Annotated in this window: 15 protein-coding genes; 12 read left to right on the top strand and 3 right to left on the bottom strand. The window is 39.5% G+C overall.

Features of this window, described 5'->3' with window-relative positions; genetic code table 11:
• Nucleotides 1-86 precede the first annotated feature (86 nt).
• Nucleotides 87-914: a DUF1080 domain-containing protein gene (locus I6J02_RS03130; protein ID WP_201680387.1), complete on the top strand. Its 828-nt coding sequence runs from the start codon at nucleotides 87-89 to the stop codon at nucleotides 912-914.
• 74 nt (nucleotides 915-988) lie between these two features.
• On the opposite strand, the gene I6J02_RS03125 is transcribed toward I6J02_RS03130, so the two are convergent.
• Nucleotides 989-1,690: a YjjG family noncanonical pyrimidine nucleotidase gene (locus tag I6J02_RS03125; RefSeq protein WP_201680386.1), complete on the bottom strand. Its 702-nt coding sequence runs from the start codon at nucleotides 1,688-1,690 to the stop codon at nucleotides 989-991.
• Between the two features lie 218 nt (nucleotides 1,691-1,908).
• Between I6J02_RS03125 and I6J02_RS03120 the strand changes: the two genes are divergently transcribed.
• From I6J02_RS03120 to I6J02_RS03095, 6 genes are all read left to right on the top strand, one after another.
• Complete coding sequence (locus I6J02_RS03120) at nucleotides 1,909-2,784, top strand: sensor histidine kinase (RefSeq protein WP_201680385.1); 876 nt, start codon at nucleotides 1,909-1,911, stop codon at nucleotides 2,782-2,784.
• Nucleotides 2,774-3,478: a response regulator transcription factor gene (locus I6J02_RS03115; protein ID WP_002992899.1), complete on the top strand. Its 705-nt coding sequence runs from the start codon at nucleotides 2,774-2,776 to the stop codon at nucleotides 3,476-3,478. The genes I6J02_RS03120 and I6J02_RS03115 overlap by 11 nt, the downstream gene beginning before the upstream one ends.
• A 6-nt stretch (nucleotides 3,479-3,484) precedes the next feature.
• A complete protein-coding gene (locus tag I6J02_RS03110; protein ID WP_201680384.1) occupies nucleotides 3,485-4,000 on the top strand; it encodes a hypothetical protein in 516 nt (171 codons plus the stop codon).
• On the top strand, nucleotides 4,000-5,037 hold the full coding sequence (gene hemE, locus I6J02_RS03105; protein ID WP_201680383.1) for a uroporphyrinogen decarboxylase: 1,038 nt from the start codon (nucleotides 4,000-4,002) through the stop codon (nucleotides 5,035-5,037). The genes I6J02_RS03110 and hemE overlap by 1 nt, the downstream gene beginning before the upstream one ends.
• Nucleotides 5,038-5,177: 140 nt before the next feature.
• Nucleotides 5,178-5,711 carry a CopD family protein gene (locus I6J02_RS03100; RefSeq protein ID WP_201680382.1) on the top strand — a complete coding sequence of 178 codons (534 nt, stop codon included), beginning with the start codon at nucleotides 5,178-5,180 and terminating at the stop codon, nucleotides 5,709-5,711.
• Nucleotides 5,712-5,769: 58 nt separating this feature from the next.
• The gene (locus I6J02_RS03095; RefSeq protein WP_201680381.1) at nucleotides 5,770-6,519 is read left to right on the top strand and encodes a DUF4476 domain-containing protein; all 750 of its coding nucleotides are present in this window, start codon (nucleotides 5,770-5,772) and stop codon (nucleotides 6,517-6,519) included.
• Between the two features lie 26 nt (nucleotides 6,520-6,545).
• Here I6J02_RS03095 and I6J02_RS03090 read toward each other — a convergent pair whose 3' ends face one another.
• Nucleotides 6,546-7,976 carry an NAD-dependent succinate-semialdehyde dehydrogenase gene (locus tag I6J02_RS03090; RefSeq protein WP_201680380.1) on the bottom strand — a complete coding sequence of 477 codons (1,431 nt, stop codon included), beginning with the start codon at nucleotides 7,974-7,976 and terminating at the stop codon, nucleotides 6,546-6,548.
• Nucleotides 7,977-8,019: 43 nt separating this feature from the next.
• On the bottom strand, nucleotides 8,020-8,412 hold the full coding sequence (locus tag I6J02_RS03085) for a thiol-disulfide oxidoreductase DCC family protein (RefSeq protein ID WP_201680378.1): 393 nt from the start codon (nucleotides 8,410-8,412) through the stop codon (nucleotides 8,020-8,022).
• Nucleotides 8,413-8,561: 149 nt separating this feature from the next.
• On the opposite strand from I6J02_RS03085, the gene I6J02_RS03080 reads away from it, so the two are divergent.
• The 5 genes from I6J02_RS03080 (at nucleotide 8,562) to I6J02_RS03060 (ending at nucleotide 16,148) form a co-directional block, all read left to right on the top strand.
• Nucleotides 8,562-9,239 (top strand): response regulator transcription factor, encoded by a 678-nt coding sequence (locus tag I6J02_RS03080; RefSeq protein ID WP_201680377.1) that lies wholly within the window; start codon nucleotides 8,562-8,564, stop codon nucleotides 9,237-9,239.
• A 1-nt stretch (nucleotide 9,240) separates the two neighbouring features.
• Complete coding sequence (locus I6J02_RS03075; protein ID WP_201680375.1) at nucleotides 9,241-10,590, top strand: sensor histidine kinase; 1,350 nt, start codon at nucleotides 9,241-9,243, stop codon at nucleotides 10,588-10,590.
• 90 nt (nucleotides 10,591-10,680) lie between these two features.
• Nucleotides 10,681-11,949, top strand: coding sequence for a TolC family protein (locus tag I6J02_RS03070; RefSeq protein WP_201680374.1), 1,269 nt, complete (start codon nucleotides 10,681-10,683; stop codon nucleotides 11,947-11,949).
• Nucleotide 11,950: 1 nt separating this feature from the next.
• Nucleotides 11,951-13,054 (top strand): efflux RND transporter periplasmic adaptor subunit, encoded by a 1,104-nt coding sequence (locus tag I6J02_RS03065; protein ID WP_236582270.1) that lies wholly within the window; start codon nucleotides 11,951-11,953, stop codon nucleotides 13,052-13,054.
• A 1-nt stretch (nucleotide 13,055) separates the two neighbouring features.
• Nucleotides 13,056-16,148, top strand: coding sequence for an efflux RND transporter permease subunit (locus I6J02_RS03060; protein ID WP_201680370.1), 3,093 nt, complete (start codon nucleotides 13,056-13,058; stop codon nucleotides 16,146-16,148).
• The last annotated feature ends 41 nt before the right edge of the window (nucleotides 16,149-16,189 follow it).

Raw genomic sequence — 16,189 nt, 5'->3', positions numbered from 1 at the left:
ATAAAATGAATTAGCAATATCGTAGTATTCGATTTTTTTTATTAAATTTAATGATCAGTTTGAATCGATTATAAAAAAACAATACCATGAAATCAACATTTAATTACCTGTATGCAGGAATGGCTGCACTAACTTTGTCGTTAGGCTCCGGAGCATTTCAGCAGGTTCAGGCGCAAACAAAAAAAGCAGTGGCAACTTCTTATAAGCTGTTAGATCTTCCAAAGGTAGATATCAAAAAATTCCCTAAAAACAGTAAGGGTGCATACATTATTTTTGACGGTAAATCGTTAGAAGGATGGAGAGGATATAATAAGGATCATGTGCCTACAAAATGGGGTGTTGAAGATGGTACGATCAAATTTACAGCTAAACCGATAGGTAGTACGCCGGGAGAAGGCGGTGATTTGATTTTTGCACATGATTTCAAAAATTTTGAACTGGAATTTGAATGGAAAATTTCAGAAGCCGGAAATTCGGGAACATTTTTCCTGGCTAAAGAAATAGAAGGACAACCTATTTATATTTCAAGTCCTGAGTATCAGTTGCTGGATAATGAAAACCATCCTGATGCAAAAATGGGGGTTGATGGTAATCGTAAATCAGGTTCACTGTATGATATGATCCCGGCAAAACCACAGAATGGCAAACCTGCAGGTCAGTGGAATTTAGCGAAGATTGTAGTAAATAATGGTAAAGTAACCCATTATCAGAACGGTGAAAAAGTAGTGGAATATACGCTATGGACTCCTGAATGGATAGCGATGCTGGAAGCGAGTAAATTTAGCAGTGAAAAATGGCCTCTGGCATTTGAATTACTTAGTAAGGTTGGTGGCAAGACCAAATCCGGTGTGATTGGTTTCCAGGATCACGGTAATGATGTATGGCTTAAGAATGTAACGGTAAAAGTGTTGTAGATTTTAATCTGCTCTATAAAACAAAAAAGCAACGTATCACTACGTTGCTTTTTTGTTTCGATAAAGAGATAGTATTAAAACATATGTTTCAATTCGCTGAGGTCAGTAATGGCATGCGACACATCATTTGGTAACTGCATACGATTCGGATTGAAGTAAATGGCATCCATTCCCACATTTTGAGCTCCTCTGACATCTGCATCCAGATTGTCTCCGATCATCACGGCATGATCAGCAGAAGTGCCTGTAGTTTGCATAGCATGGTGAAAGATAAGAGGATCCGGTTTGTTTACTCCAACCAGTTCAGAAATAAAAATATGCTGAAAATATTGTTTCAGATCACTTGTTCCAAGTTTTACTTCACAGGCTTCTTTAAATCCGTTTGAGATCAGATGAAGATTATACCGCTCTTTCAGATAAGCAAGTGTTTCATGTGCATGTGGGAATAAATTAGTTTTCTGCGGACAGATAAACAAATATTCTTCTTCGAAATCTTTTGGAAACAAAGAAGGATCTACGCCCAGATCTGTAAATGTATTTTCAAACCTTGCTTTTCTCAGCGTCGGTTTATCGATTTTTCCATGATGATACAGATTCCATAAACGATGATTATTAGATGTGTAGGTCGAAATAAACAGATCTGCACTGCTATGATTGAACAGTTTATCAAAGTCATATTTAAAAAACAGCTCGTCTAATGTCTCTTCCGCATTCTTATCAAAATCCCAGATGGTGTGATCGAGGTCGAAAAATATATCTTTTTTATGATGGAACATATGTAAACCAAAATTAGAAATTAAAAATCAAAGTATGTGTTTTTACTGTGAGCGAATATCTGTATTATTTATCCCCTAAAAACGGGTATAATAATCCGCACTAAACACCGGTTACGGCAAAGGTGGTAAATGTTTTTCCTATTATTGTCATAATGCAGTAGATACTTTATAATACCTGATCTATTACCTATTTTTGTCCTTCATTGTTCAGTTTCTGTATGAGAAAGACACTTTTTCTGTTTTATTTTTTAGTGTTTTATGCAATCTCCCAACTTATCTGGTGGGGTATTATGTTAGTGAAATACGAACCTCAGCGTAAATCTATGATTATCGGGGAGGGGATGTTTTTCTTGCTGATATTTCTATGGGGAGTATTACGGTTGAAGAACAATTTTAAAAGAGAGCACAAAATACATCAGCAGCAACAGAACTTCTTACTGGCCATCACACATGAATTAAAATCTCCGCTGGCATCTGTCAAACTGTACATTCAGACTATTCTGAAAAGAGATCTGGATAAGGAACAACAACAGATGTTTTTGCAAAATTCACTTAAGGATATTGAGCGCCTGGATGACCTTGTGGAAAATGTATTACTGACAACTAAACTTGAAAACAGAAGTTATAATCTGCCTAAAGAAGAGTTTAATCTGACAGAGATGGTTGAATCTATTGTTGACCGTCTGCAGAAGAATTCCTGCAGATCTCAGATTATCAAACCTGATCTTGACGCAGATGTGCGGATAGTAGCGGATAAATTTGCGATTACAAATGTCGTGACCAATCTGATTGAAAATGCAATCAAATATTCTCCGCCATGTGCAAGTGTATTTGTACGGTTGAAAAGAGAGTCAGGCAAATTGATATTTTCGGTAACAGATCATGGTATCGGTATTCCGGATGAAGAAAAAAAGAATATATTTAATAAATTTTATCGTGTAGGGAATGAATCTACACGAAAAACCAAAGGCACGGGTTTGGGGTTATATATAGTGAAAACGGTTTTGCAAAAACACAATGCCAGTATTAAAGTAAAAGATAACACTCCTTCAGGGAGTATTTTTGAAGTAACATTTGACAACTATGCAGGCTAAACAACGCATACTTTTAGTAGAAGATGAAGAACATCTGCTGGAAGCAATCAAATTAAACCTCGAGCTAGAGGGATATCGTGTAACTACCGCTACAGACGGTAAGAAAGCACTGAAAGTTTTTAAAGAAGAGCGTTTCAACCTTATTATTCTGGATGTCATGATCCCTGAGATCGATGGCTTCCAGGTGGCTGAAACTATTCGTCTGCAAAACAGTGAAGTTCCTATTATGTTTCTGACAGCCAAAAACAGTAGTGAAGACCGCATCACTGGACTTAAAAAGGGAGCAGATGATTATCTGGTTAAACCTTTCAATCTGGAAGAACTTATTCTACGTGTAGGAAATCTGGTTCGCAGAGGAATGAAAGGGGATGATCTGAAAGAACTTAATTCCTATACAATCGGTGATAAAACCATTTATTTTAATTCCTATGAGTTGCACCATGCAGATGGTACCATTACCTCATTGACGAAGAAAGAAACTATGCTGTTGAAATTACTGATAGAGCGCAGAAATGAAGCCGTATCACGTGAACAGATTCTGGAAACGGTATGGAATTATGATGTTTACCCTTCTACGCGTACCATTGACAATTTTATTCTGACATTCCGTAAATATTTTGAACCGGATCAGAAACACCCTATTTATTTTCATTCCATCCGTGGTGTTGGATATAAATTTACAGACAATCCATAATATCCAATGACAAAAAAGGCTAGATATATAGTCATTGCCATTGCTGTATGCTTTCTTCTCTATGCCATCTACGCCCGGCACTATTATGCTTGTGTCTATATCGTGGGTGGTATAGGCTATTTAGTGTGGAGCCAGTATAGAGAAGGATCTGTATTTATGGCAACACAGGCTTTTCATAAGCAGGATTATGAAAAAACAAAACAACTGCTTTCAGAAGTAACGAATCCTGATGCATTACGCAAAGGAAGGCGTAATTTTTATGAATTCATGATGGGAAATATTGCCCTCAAAGAAGACCGTATTGACGAAGCAGAATATCATTTTCAGCTTGCATCACGCTTACCCTGGAAACGCGAACATGAAAAGGGAATGGTGCTGATCAATCTTGCCAATATCAACCTCAGAAAACAAGCTTACGACAGAGTGAAAGCTTACCTGGATGTGGCAAATAAATTGAAGCTGACAGAGCGTCAGAAATCAATTGTTGAGAAAATAGAAAACGAATTATCAAAACATTTATAGTGAATAAAACCTTACAAAACGATTTATTTATCAGAGCTGCTTTTGGACAACAAACCGAACGTCCGCCAGTCTGGATGATGCGTCAGGCAGGACGTTATATGCCTGAATATTGGGAAATCAAGAATAAATATACTTTTCTTGAAATGTGCAAAACTCCTGAAATAGCTGCCGATGTAACCATGTTGCCGGTAGACCTTCTGGATATTGATGCTGCTATTTTATTTTCAGATATTCTGGTGACTCCGGAAGCAATGGGAGGAGATTTATCTTTTGAGCAGGGAGTAGGGCCTCGTTTTTCCAATCCGGTGAGAAGTTGGGAAGATGCAGAAAAACTGAATGCACAAAGTGTAGACAGATTACAGTATGTAGCAGACGCGATCAAAGTGATTCAGCAGCGATTGAATGCAAGTATTCCGCTGATAGGCTTTGCCGGTGCTCCTTTCACGATCTTAAGTTATCTGGTAGAAGGTAAGTCGTCAAGAGATTTTAAGCTCACTAAAACACTATTGAATAATGATCCTAAACTGGCTCATTACATCTTACAAAAGATCACGGATCTTACCGTTGATTATCTGAATATGCAGATTGCTGCAGGAGTGAATGCTGTACAGTTATTCGACAGCTGGGCAATGGCATTAACCTGGAATGATTATATTGAATTTGGTCATGCTTATACACAACAGATTATTTCCCGAATCAACAGGGCAGGTATTCCTGTTATATCCTTTGCACGTGGAAGCTCAGTCTTCTATCCAATAATGAGTGAAGCAAAACCGGATGTTATCTCATTGGACTGGAATGCTGATATTCTGAATGTAAAAAATAACCTGCCGAAAGATATTGCAGTTCAGGGAAATTTTGATCCGATTATCCTGTATGCAGATAAAGCTGTGATCAGGAAAAAGATTCATGAACTGTTCGAACGTATGAGAGGACAGGATGGCTTCTTGTTCAATCTGGGACATGGCATTATGCCGGATATGTCTTTTGATCATGTCAAATATGCTGTGGACGTAATTAAAGAATTCAGATACTAATATATAAGTTCAGTATCCTTAAGGGACTGTCTGCACATTTTCAGTTGTAACTGCTACACGGAATTTACTCCGCAATCAGTATGATGATACCTGTTCAGACAGTTTCTTTATATCTTTGTTCAAAATAGAATATTCACCCCATGGTTTATTTATACGCTAAAGCGATTCATATTATTTTTGTCGTATGTTGGATGGCAGGATTGTTTTATATCGTCCGGTTATTTATCTATCATATAGAAGCCAAGCGTAAATCTGAAGAGGAATATACCATATTGCATAAGCAGTTTGTGATTATGGAATCGAAGTTGTGGTGGATTATTACTACACCAGCCATGTACCTGACCATTGCTGCTGGTACGCTTATGCTGTTTCTGAGTCCCTCCTGGTTGCAGATGGGATGGATGCATGTCAAGCTATTGTTTGTAGCGGGACTCATTATTTACCATTTTATATGTCAAAGGATTATGCGTCAGTTAGCTGCAGAAACCTGTACATGGTCTTCTACCAATCTGCGCTTATGGAATGAACTGGCAACCCTTTTTCTGTTTGCTATTGTATTTACTATCGTCTTAAAGTCTGCTATCAACTGGATTTTTGGAGTAGTAGGACTGGTGGGATTGTCTGTTGTCCTGATGATGGCTGTCAAACTTTACAAGAAATATAGAAAATCCTAAAACCTCTTAATCCTTTCTCTTACAAAGTAGTCATAGAATTAAACTAATACCCTACTATATGATTATTCGTAAACTCTTTTTTAGCCTTATTGCATTTCTCAGCCTGACAAGTGCTTTTGCTCAGACGCCAAATTCTTCCAATGGTGTATTCAGCGTTTTTTCAGAGCGGGAGCCCTTCATTTTATATCTTAACAACGTACGTTACAATGATCAGTTTAGTACTGCAGTACGTATTGAACGATTAGAAAAGAGAAATTATGATGTACGTCTGGAATTCAAAAACAGAAGACTGGCGAGTATTGTTTCCTACAATTTCAGACCTACAGATGAAGACGGGTATTTTATGGATAAAATGTATCTGGTTCGTTATTCCAGAGTCGGAAGACCGGAGTTAAGGTTGTTTGCCATGTTTCCTGTAGAATTCAGGATGCCGGACCAGCGTAGTTTTGATACCTATGATTTTGGTTATCCTAATGATCCTGTTTTTATTGATCCAGGAGAAGAAGAATATAGCCAAAGAGTCATGACAGCCGAAGAGTTAAAAGATGCAATACGAGTTGTCAATCGACAAGGGTTTGATAGTGACAAAGCCAAAGTAGCCTCTATGATCGCACAGAAAAACAGTATGACCGTAAAGCAGATTGGTCAGATACTGGATTTATTTTCGTTTGATGATGGTAAGCTGACATTTGCCCGGGCAGCGTACGCTACCTGTTATGACCGTAGAAATTACCATACCTTACTGGAAAAACTTGTCTTTTCAGATAGCAAAGAAAAGCTAATGTCGTTTATCAATTCTGCTAAATAAGCTGAGTATTTATGTTTTGGCGTTTATTAAACGCCAAAACATAAATATTTGATTTCCATATACTCATCCAGTCCGTATCTGGAACCTTCGCGACCTACACCGGATTCTTTGACTCCGCCAAAGGGAGCGGCAGCATTGGATATCAATCCGACATTAATACCCACCATACCTGCCTCCAATCTTTCTGCAACACGTAAACAGCGATTCAACTGCTGGCTGTAAAAATAAGAGGCCAACCCGAATTCTGTATCATTAGCCAATGCAATAACTTCTTCTTCTGTCGTAAACCTGAAAAGTGCACATACCGGTCCAAATGTTTCTTCATGTGCAATCAATGCATCTGTAGGGACATGAGTCAGGACGGTAGGTTCAAAGAATAATCCGTCTATATACTTTCCTCCGGCAGCAATTTTAGCTCCTCGTTTTGTCGCATCAGCAACATGTTGCTGCACTTTTTCAAGTCCTTTTGCATTGATTAACGGACCGACCTGAACTCCTTTGTCCAATCCGTTTCCTACCTTTAGATCTTTTACAGCCTTCGTTAGTTTTTTTGAAAAGGCATCATACACGCTGTCCTGAATGTAAAATCTGTTGACAGATACACAGGTCTGCCCTGAATTTCTAAATTTTGCAGCGATCGCTCCCTGTACGGCAGCATCTATATCTGCGTCCTCAAAAACTATGAAAGGTGCATTACCGCCCAATTCCATAGAAAGTTTTTTGATATTCGAAGCGGATTGTTCCATTAACGTTTTTCCGACTTCTGTAGAGCCTGTGAAGGATAATTTCCTGATACTTTTATGTGTTGCCAGTTCTTTACCTATGCCGGCACTATCTTTACCTGTGATAACATTGATGACACCTTTAGGCACACCGGCTTCTTCCGCCAGCTTTGCAATAGCGATGGCTGTAAAAGGAGTCTGAGAGGCGGGTTTTAATATTACCGTGCAACCTGCAGCCAGCGCAGGGGCTACTTTACGGGTCACCATTGCTAAAGGGAAATTCCAGGGAGTAATGGCTGCTACAACTCCTATTCCCTGTTTTATAGTCATCAGATGCATTCCTTTTTTTGAAGAAGGAATGGTTTCTCCGTATGCCCGTTTGGCTTCTTCAGCAAACCACTCGACAAATGAATTGCCATAATCTACTTCCGTAAGAGATTCCTGTAAAGGTTTTCCGCTTTCCAGGGTCATAATTTCCGCAAGGGCTTTTTTATTTTCCAGGATCAGCTCATACCACTTTCGGATGAGAGCAGAACGTTCGCCTGCAGAAACATCGCGCCAGGATAACCAGGCTTTTTCTGCCGCAACAATAGCTTTCGTACATTCTTTGACCGATAGGTCAGGGAGGGTTTCTATAACTTTTCCTGTTGCAGGATTAATGACATCGAAGGTTTTCGTACCGGAAATGAATTTTCCATTGATATATGCTTTGTTAATCAATAATGAGTTTTTCATCTGTGTATTATTTGTATTATCTGTTTTGCAAAGAAACAAGGTATCAGATAAAATGCTGACGCTCTTCAGCGGTCGGAATCCGGCACTGTTCTCTTTTGCCAAACCATTTGTATCTGTTTCGTGCTATAAAGTCATAACAACTATCCCGGAAAGAAGTTGGCAGTGGCTTGAAAATAAAACAAAGAGACCAGGGGAATCCCAGATCTTTAGCAATATAGAGCACAGCATCACTTTTATTCAAGACTTTGTTTTGTCTGATGTAGAGGATGGAGTTTAACTGATGTCCGGTTTGTTGTTGCACTTGCTGACCAAGAGGGGATTGTAGCGATGAAAAATAAAATTTACGCTGCTTGTCGTGCTTCATAATAAAATTCACCGTGCCATTGCAGACATTACAGATACCATCGAATAAGACGATATTTTTAGTGTGTAGCATCAAAATCAATGTTTTATTAACCTTATAAAAGTACATATAATCACACCTAATAAGGCCATTTTGAAGTCAAAAAGAGAAAAGGAAATTCTCGGTCTCTCGGAATACATCTTTTTTGGCTAGATTTGAAGTATTGGACTATTAAACAGACTATGCAGATATTACTTGTGGAAGATGATGCCCGGATCAGTGATTTTATTGTCAAAGGACTCGAAGAGAACGGATTTAATGTGCAACTGTGCGTGTCTGCAGAAGATGCCCGCGAAGTCGTTTTTGAACATAGCTTTGATATTATCATTATGGATGTAATGCTTCCGGGTATTGATGGAATTCAGCTTACCAAAATGATCCGGTATAAAAAGAACCTTACGCCGATTCTGATGCTAAGTGCATTAAACGAAGCCGAAGACAAAATTGCTGCGCTGGATAGTGGAGCAGATGATTTTCTGGTCAAGCCCTTTCATTTCAAAGAACTTATTTCCCGTATCAATGCATTGACAAGAAGAACGAAATACCAAAAGCAAGAAGTGTTGAGTAACAGTCTTGTCATCCAGAATTTAAAGATTGATCGGGATAAATATGCGGTATATCAGGATGGTGAAAAAATAGAACTTTCTCCAAAGGAATTCAAATTATTGTTATACCTAGCGGAGAATACAGATAAGGTAGTATCACGTACGATGGTGTTAAATGCGGTATGGGGAATCAATTTTGATAATAATACCAATGTGGTAGATGTATACATCTCCTATCTGCGCAATAAAATAGACGAAAGTAAACATCAGTTTATTCTGACCGTAAAAGGGACAGGATATATGTTTCAGGGATAATATGAATTTAAGAAACAGATTAGCATTTATTACCTCACTGATATTCGGTGTGATCTTCTCTGTGGCAGCTATTCTTATTTACTGGACATTTTATAAATCTTCCGAACGGTCAGTCATCAAAGAACTGGAAAAAACCTGTCTTATTACGGGAATCTATTATCTGGAAAAAGATGAACAGTCGGGAGAAAAACATAATGAATTTAAAATTCAGTTTGAAAACCTGATCCATCGTTCCCGTGTGGCTATTTATGATGCTACAGGTAAAGTGCGGTTCGGAGATCTTATGCAAGACCAGAATATATCTGCAGAAAGATTGAATCAATTGAAAAAAAGTAAAAAGATTTCTTTCCAATCCGCTAATCATTTCTACTATGGTATGTATTACCCGGATAATCAGGGTGATTTCTATGTTTTTGTAAAAGAGCAGAATTCGGAGTTCAAAAATCAGATCAACAGGCTCCTGGCTATTGTCGTAGTTGTATTGCTGGCGGCATGGACCAGTATCGTCGTGCTGGCGAGGGTATTGAGTAAGATCGCTTACAGGCCGATAAAACGTGTGGTGGAAGAAGTGCGTAATAAAGAAATAGCGACTATTCATCAACCTATTTCTTCTATAGATTCCGGTGATGAACTTCAGGAACTGGTCGATACCTACAATGCGTTGTTGAGCAGAGTTTCGGAAACTTTTGCTATCCAGAAAAATTTTGTAAGCTATGTTTCTCATGAATTCAGAACGCCATTGACAGCTATATCCGGAACACTGGAAGTTTTCTCGCAGAAAGAAAGAAGTCCAGAGGAATATCAGCGCGCTACCCGTATCGCACTTGAAAATGTAGATGCACTAGAAGATATCCTTAATAATATGCTGATCCTGACGGAAGCACGGAATTCCACAGATTCTTTTCAGAAATTTCGTTTGGATGAAGTGGTATGGGACATTGTAAGCCAGTGTCAGGGGAAGTATCAGGCACAGATAGATGTAGACCTTCAGGTGGGGAATCCGGATGTACTGAATGTGAAAGGTAATGAAGTCCTGATCCAGCTGTCTATTCTGAATATTGTAGAAAATGCCATCAAATATTCCGGCAATAAACCTGTACTGATCCGGCTTGAACAGATAAATGAGCGATTAAATCTTTCTGTTATCGATCATGGTATAGGTATTTCTGCACATGATCTTCCTTTGATTACACAGACATTTTACAGAGGGAAGAATATCGGAGCAACCAAAGGAAGCGGTATCGGACTTTCGCTGGCTTCAGTCATCTTCAAACAACATAAAGTTGATTTTCATATGAAATCAAACCCCCAAGGAACAACGGTGCAACTCCAGTTTCCAACGACACTCTAATTGAATTCTAACCCGTTCTAACCAAATTCTAATCTTACTCAAATCCGGGTATAATCTGCCGCGATTAGTTTTGTTGCAAAATCAAATCGTGTGAAATATTTAGCAGCTATAAGTGTATTCCTTACTGTTTCTTTGCAGAGTTTTGCGCAGCAGGATACAGTTATGATCCGTTCCAAAGAGCAGATCGAACAACAGTTTCTTTCCTCCAATCTGGACCTGCTGGCGGGCAAGTATAAGATTGAGCAGTCAAGAGCCGCCATTCTACAGGCTAAACTGTGGCCCAATCCTTCATTTTCTATTTCGGAAGTCAATCTCTGGAAAAATAATCCTGTGGAAACAATGTCTCCTTTGATAGGGAGTTGGGGGAGAAATCAGCAGGTATCCTTAGAACTGGAACAACTTATCGAGACAGCAGGAAAACGTAAGAAGAGAGTCAAACTGGAACAACTAAACCTTAAAAATCAGGAACTGGAATTCGAGGAAACATTGCGTAATCTGAAGTTCGATCTCCGGGAGTCGGTCATTGAATTACAGAAGTTGCAAGGGCAGGAGTCCCTGTACCAATCTCAGTTTGAACTGTTCCGTAATCTATCCGAAGCTTTTGAGAAACAATGGAAACAGGGCAATGTAAGTGAAATGGAATATGTGCGTATCCATTCGGAAATGTTGTCTTTTGAAAATGAACTGGCGGAAATCAGAGCCAGTAAAATTGACCTGATCAAAAAGATAAAGACCTATTCCAATATAGAAGGCCCTGAAACTATGGTGTTAGCAAATGCTCTGCAGATCAATACGTATGTTATTCCGGATTTATTGAGATGGAAAGAGACAGCATTGGAAAACAGAGCTGATTTTCGGATGGCTAGTAATCAGGTGGATATCAGCAGGCAGCAGCTGGCAATAGAAAAGGCAGAGCGAAAGCCCAATGTACAATTAAGCCTTGGATATGACCGCGGGGGAAATGTTATGCCGGACTTCATCGGTCTTGGGGCGAGTATTGATCTTCCTGTTTTTAACCGGAATCAGGGGAATATACGGATTGCACAACTGGAAATCGAAAAAAACAGCACAGAGCTTACCCAAAACAAACTCGTGATTGTAAATGAAATTGATGCAACGGTACAGCGGTTAGTTCAGTTGCAACGGATTCTGGAAAAGCTGAGCGGTGCTTTTGACCAGCAAATGGATCTTTCTCTTGAAAAATATACACGGAATTTTCAGAATCGTAATATTTCCGTAATAGAATTCGTGGATTTTGTGTCCTCCTATCTTGAAAATAAGAAAAACCTTATCGATCGTAAAGAACAATATTTAAAGACTATCGAAGAATTGCAATATGTTATCGGAAAAGATATTTAAGATGAAAAAGATATATTATACTCCCGTATTAATGGCAGTGATACTGTCTTTTGTGTCCTGTGGACAAGGAAATGGTGAAACCAAAGAAAATGATGACAAACAGGATAAATTTTGTCTGAATGAAGAATTTAAAAAGAAAATAGCACTCGAACCGCTAGCTTACCGACCGGTAAAAGAGCAAATTTCACTGACCGGAAGCATCAGCTATAATGAGGATGATGTGGTCAAGTTTAAGAGTATGCTGGAAGGTGTGGTCGAGAATGTGCAGTTCAATCTGGGACAATTTGTCAAGAGAGGACAGGTGCTGGCTACTGTGCGGAGTACCTCGGTAAATGATATGTCTAATGAAAGGCAAAGTCTGACTAATCAGATTGCACTGGCCAGGCAGAAGGTCTCGTCCACACAGAGTATGTTTCAGGATGGTCTGGCCTCTGCCCGTCAGGTAGAAGAAGTAAGGATGGAACTGGCTACTTTGCAATCTGCCCTACAGAGTCTTGATGCTAATATGAATCTGTATAATGCGACTTCTCACAGAGGGGTATTTGAGATTAAGGCTCCTAAGGATGGTTATATTGTAGAGAAGAACCTTAATCCCGGAGCTAATATTAATAATGAGGACCAGCTCTTTGCACTCAGCAATCTCAGACAGATATGGGTAATGGTCAATATCTATGCAAATAATCTGCAGTACGTCAAAAACGGAGCTACAGTTGCTGTAAAGACACTGGCTTATCCGGATGAGATTTTTACAGGTAAGATTCAGCAGATCTCCAATGTTTTTGATCAGGATGAACGTGTCCTGAAAGCGCGTGTACTTCTGGATAATGCAGATTTAAGGTTGAAACCCGGAATGAGTGCTGATGTGATTATAGATAAATCATCTTTAGTAGGAGAGTCCCTGATAGCAATCCCCAATCATGCGATCATCTTTAACAATAATCAGAAATATGCTGTGGTATATAATGGTGATTGCGATCTGTTGGTTATGCCTATCAAGGCTGTTGCTGAAAATAATGAATATACCTATGTCCGTGAAGGGTATAAAGAAGGTGACCAGGTAATCACTAAGAACGAATTGATAGTATTTGAAGAGTTGATGAAATAAGATGAAGAAATTTGTTCAACATATAGTAGCCTTTTCATTAAGGCATTCCCTTATTGTTATTTTTGCTACTGTCGTTCTGTTGTGTTCCGGAGTATATGCCTATCTCCATACACCTATTGAAGCCTTTCCGGATGTTACCAATACCAGAGCACGTATTATTACGCAGTGGTCGGGACGTAGTGCGGAAGAAATAGAGAAATTTGTTACGCTGCCGATCGCTAAGGAAATGAATACCATTCCTAAAAAATCGCAGGTACGCTCTATTTCGCTTTTTGGTCTTTCCGTTGTAACGGTACAGTTTGATGACGAGGTAGATGATTTCTATGCACAGCAGTATGTGGCCAACAGAATGAACGGTGTAGAACTTCCAGCGGGTGCAAAGAGTGAGATCGAGCCGCCCTATGGAGCGACGGGAGAGATCTTTCGTTATGTCATAAATAGTGATCTGCCTATTAAAGAAGTTTCCGCTATTCAGGACTGGACTATAGAACGTGAATTAGTCTCTGTGCCGGGAGTCGCTGACGTTGTCAGTTTCGGAGGAGAAGAGAAGATCTACGAGATAAAGATCAACCCTACTGAACTGGCTAATTACAATCTGTCTCCACTGGATGTATACGAAGCTGTTTCCCGGTCAAATATCAATGTCGGTGGTGATGTTATCCAGCAGGGTAATCAGGCATATGTCGTGCGGGGTGTTGGGTTGCTGGATAAAGTAGATGATATTAAAAATATACTGATCAAGGTCAATGGGTCTACACCTATTCTGATCAGACATGTAGCAGAAGTATCTATCTCTGCTAAACCAAGATTAGGACAGGTCGGCTATAATGAGGAAGACGATCTTGTGGAAGGAATTGTGGTAATGTTACGGGGAGAGAATCCTTCAGATGTCATCGTAAGGCTGAAAGCCAAGATTGAAGATCTGAATACCCGGATATTGCCAAAGAATGTACAGATCGTCCCCATTGTAGACCGGACAAAACTAGTAGATAATACAGTACACACGGTTTCTAAAAATCTGGTGGAGGGTATATTGCTGGTGTCTTTTATTGTATTTATCTTTTTATACAATTGGAAAACAACTTTTATCGTCGCCTCAGTTATTCCACTGGCCTTCCTTTTTGCCATTATTATGTTGCGGATTCAGGGACTTCCTGCCAATCTGATTTCTATGGGCTCTCTGGATTTTGGGCTGTTACTGGAAGGTACGCTGGTCATTGTGGAAACTGTATTTGTTGCTCTGGAGCGGGAGGCACATCATCTCGGGGCTGCACGGTTCAACAAAATTTCAAAACTGGGGATTATTAAGAAAAGCGCAGGTTCAGTAGCGAGTTATATCTTTTTTGCATTATTGATTCTGATCGTAGCCTTATTACCCATATTTTCTTTTCAGAAAGTGGAAGGTAAGATGTTTTCGCCACTGGCATTTACGCTTGGGTATGCATTGCTGGGATCTTTGATCCTCAGTCTGACGTATGTACCGGCCATGTGTAAATACCTGCTCAATAAAAATATCAGTGAAAAAGAAAACGCAATTTCCAGATTTTTCAGAAAGTATGTATTTAACTTTTTTCAGTTCACCTTTAAGCATAAGAAATGGACAATCGGGATTTTTGTATTTATTTTGATTGGATGTGCGGTACGTTTCCATTTTTATGGTTCGGAATTCTTGCCCAAGCTGAATGAAGGGGCTATTTATGTACGGGCTACACTGCCCAATAGTGTCAATCTCGATGAATCTGTCAAATTGACGAAGGAAATGAAGGAAATGCTGAGAACGGACTTCGATGAGATCGACTTCATTATGACGCAGACAGGAAGGCCAAACGACGGAACAGATCCTACGGGATTTTTTAATATTGAATTTAATATTGAACTGAAGCCTAAAGAGAAATGGAAGCAAAAGATTTCCAAGGATGAACTGATCACCCAAATGCGGGAAAAACTTCAGCAATATCCCGGAATTACCTTTGGATTCAGTCAGCCTATTCAGGATAATGTGGAAGAATATGTGGCAGGGGTAAAAAGTCCCCTGGTTATAAAGATTTTTGGTGATGATCTCTATGACCTGGAAAAGAAGGCCTTTGAAGTCGCTAATTCTATCAAATCAGTACACGGTATTACAGATATTAATGTATTTAAAAATATCGGACTGCCCGAATTGAGGATACAGCTTCATGATTCCAAAATGGCGAAATACGGTGTGTCTACTAATGATGTACAATCGGTTATTGAGATGACCATAGGTGGACAATCAGCAACTACTTTCTATGAGAATGAAAGGATGTTTGATGTAATGGTACGTTTTCAAAAGGACTATCGGGATAATCCTGAAAAGATCGGTAATATCCTGATTCCCACGATGAACGACCAGAAAGTTCCGCTTCGGGAGATTGCAACGATTGACTATCACACAGGTCCTGCTTTTATTTACCGGGAAGGGAATTCCAGATATATCGGTGTCGGCTTTAATATTGAAGGTCGTGATCTGGGAAGTACTATTCAGGAAGCTAAGACAAAAGTGAAACAGGACGTAAAGCTTCCGAAAGAGAATAAACTAGTCTGGGCCGGGGAGTTTGAAAGTAAAGAGCGTGCATCCAAACAGTTGATGATGGTAGTGCCTGTCTCGTTGGTGCTGATCCTGATCCTGCTGTATGCCAACTTTGGAAATGTTAAAGATACAGTGATATCTGCTATAACGCTGCCATTTGCTTTTATCGGCGGATTTCTGTCGCTCTGGATAACGGGAACTATCTTTGGTATTTCAGCCGGAATCGGGTTTATTATCCTCTTCGGAGTGGCTACTATAGACGGTATTGTGCTCATAGGTGTGATGAAAGAGAATCTGAAACACAAGATGAAGCTGAAAGATGCGATCTATGAAGGTGTAAAAAGCCGGATCCGTCCGGTGGTCATGATTGCTTTGATGGGTTCAATGGGATTACTGCCTGCGGCTCTTTCCAGTGGCATGGGGTCTGAGATTCAGAAACCTTTGGCTATTATGATTGTCGGGGGATTGATTATCTGTCTGATTCTATCCTTCGCTGTCCTGCCCATAGTCTTTTATAAGGCCTACAAAAAAGAATACGTATAAAAAAAGTGGGGGCTCATCATTGATGAGCCCTCACTTTTTTT

It is taken from the genome of Sphingobacterium spiritivorum, assembly GCF_016725325.1.
Taxonomy (GTDB): domain Bacteria; phylum Bacteroidota; class Bacteroidia; order Sphingobacteriales; family Sphingobacteriaceae; genus Sphingobacterium.
Note: the sequence above shows the minus strand (reverse complement) of the source record. Positions and strands in the feature narration are given on the sequence as shown.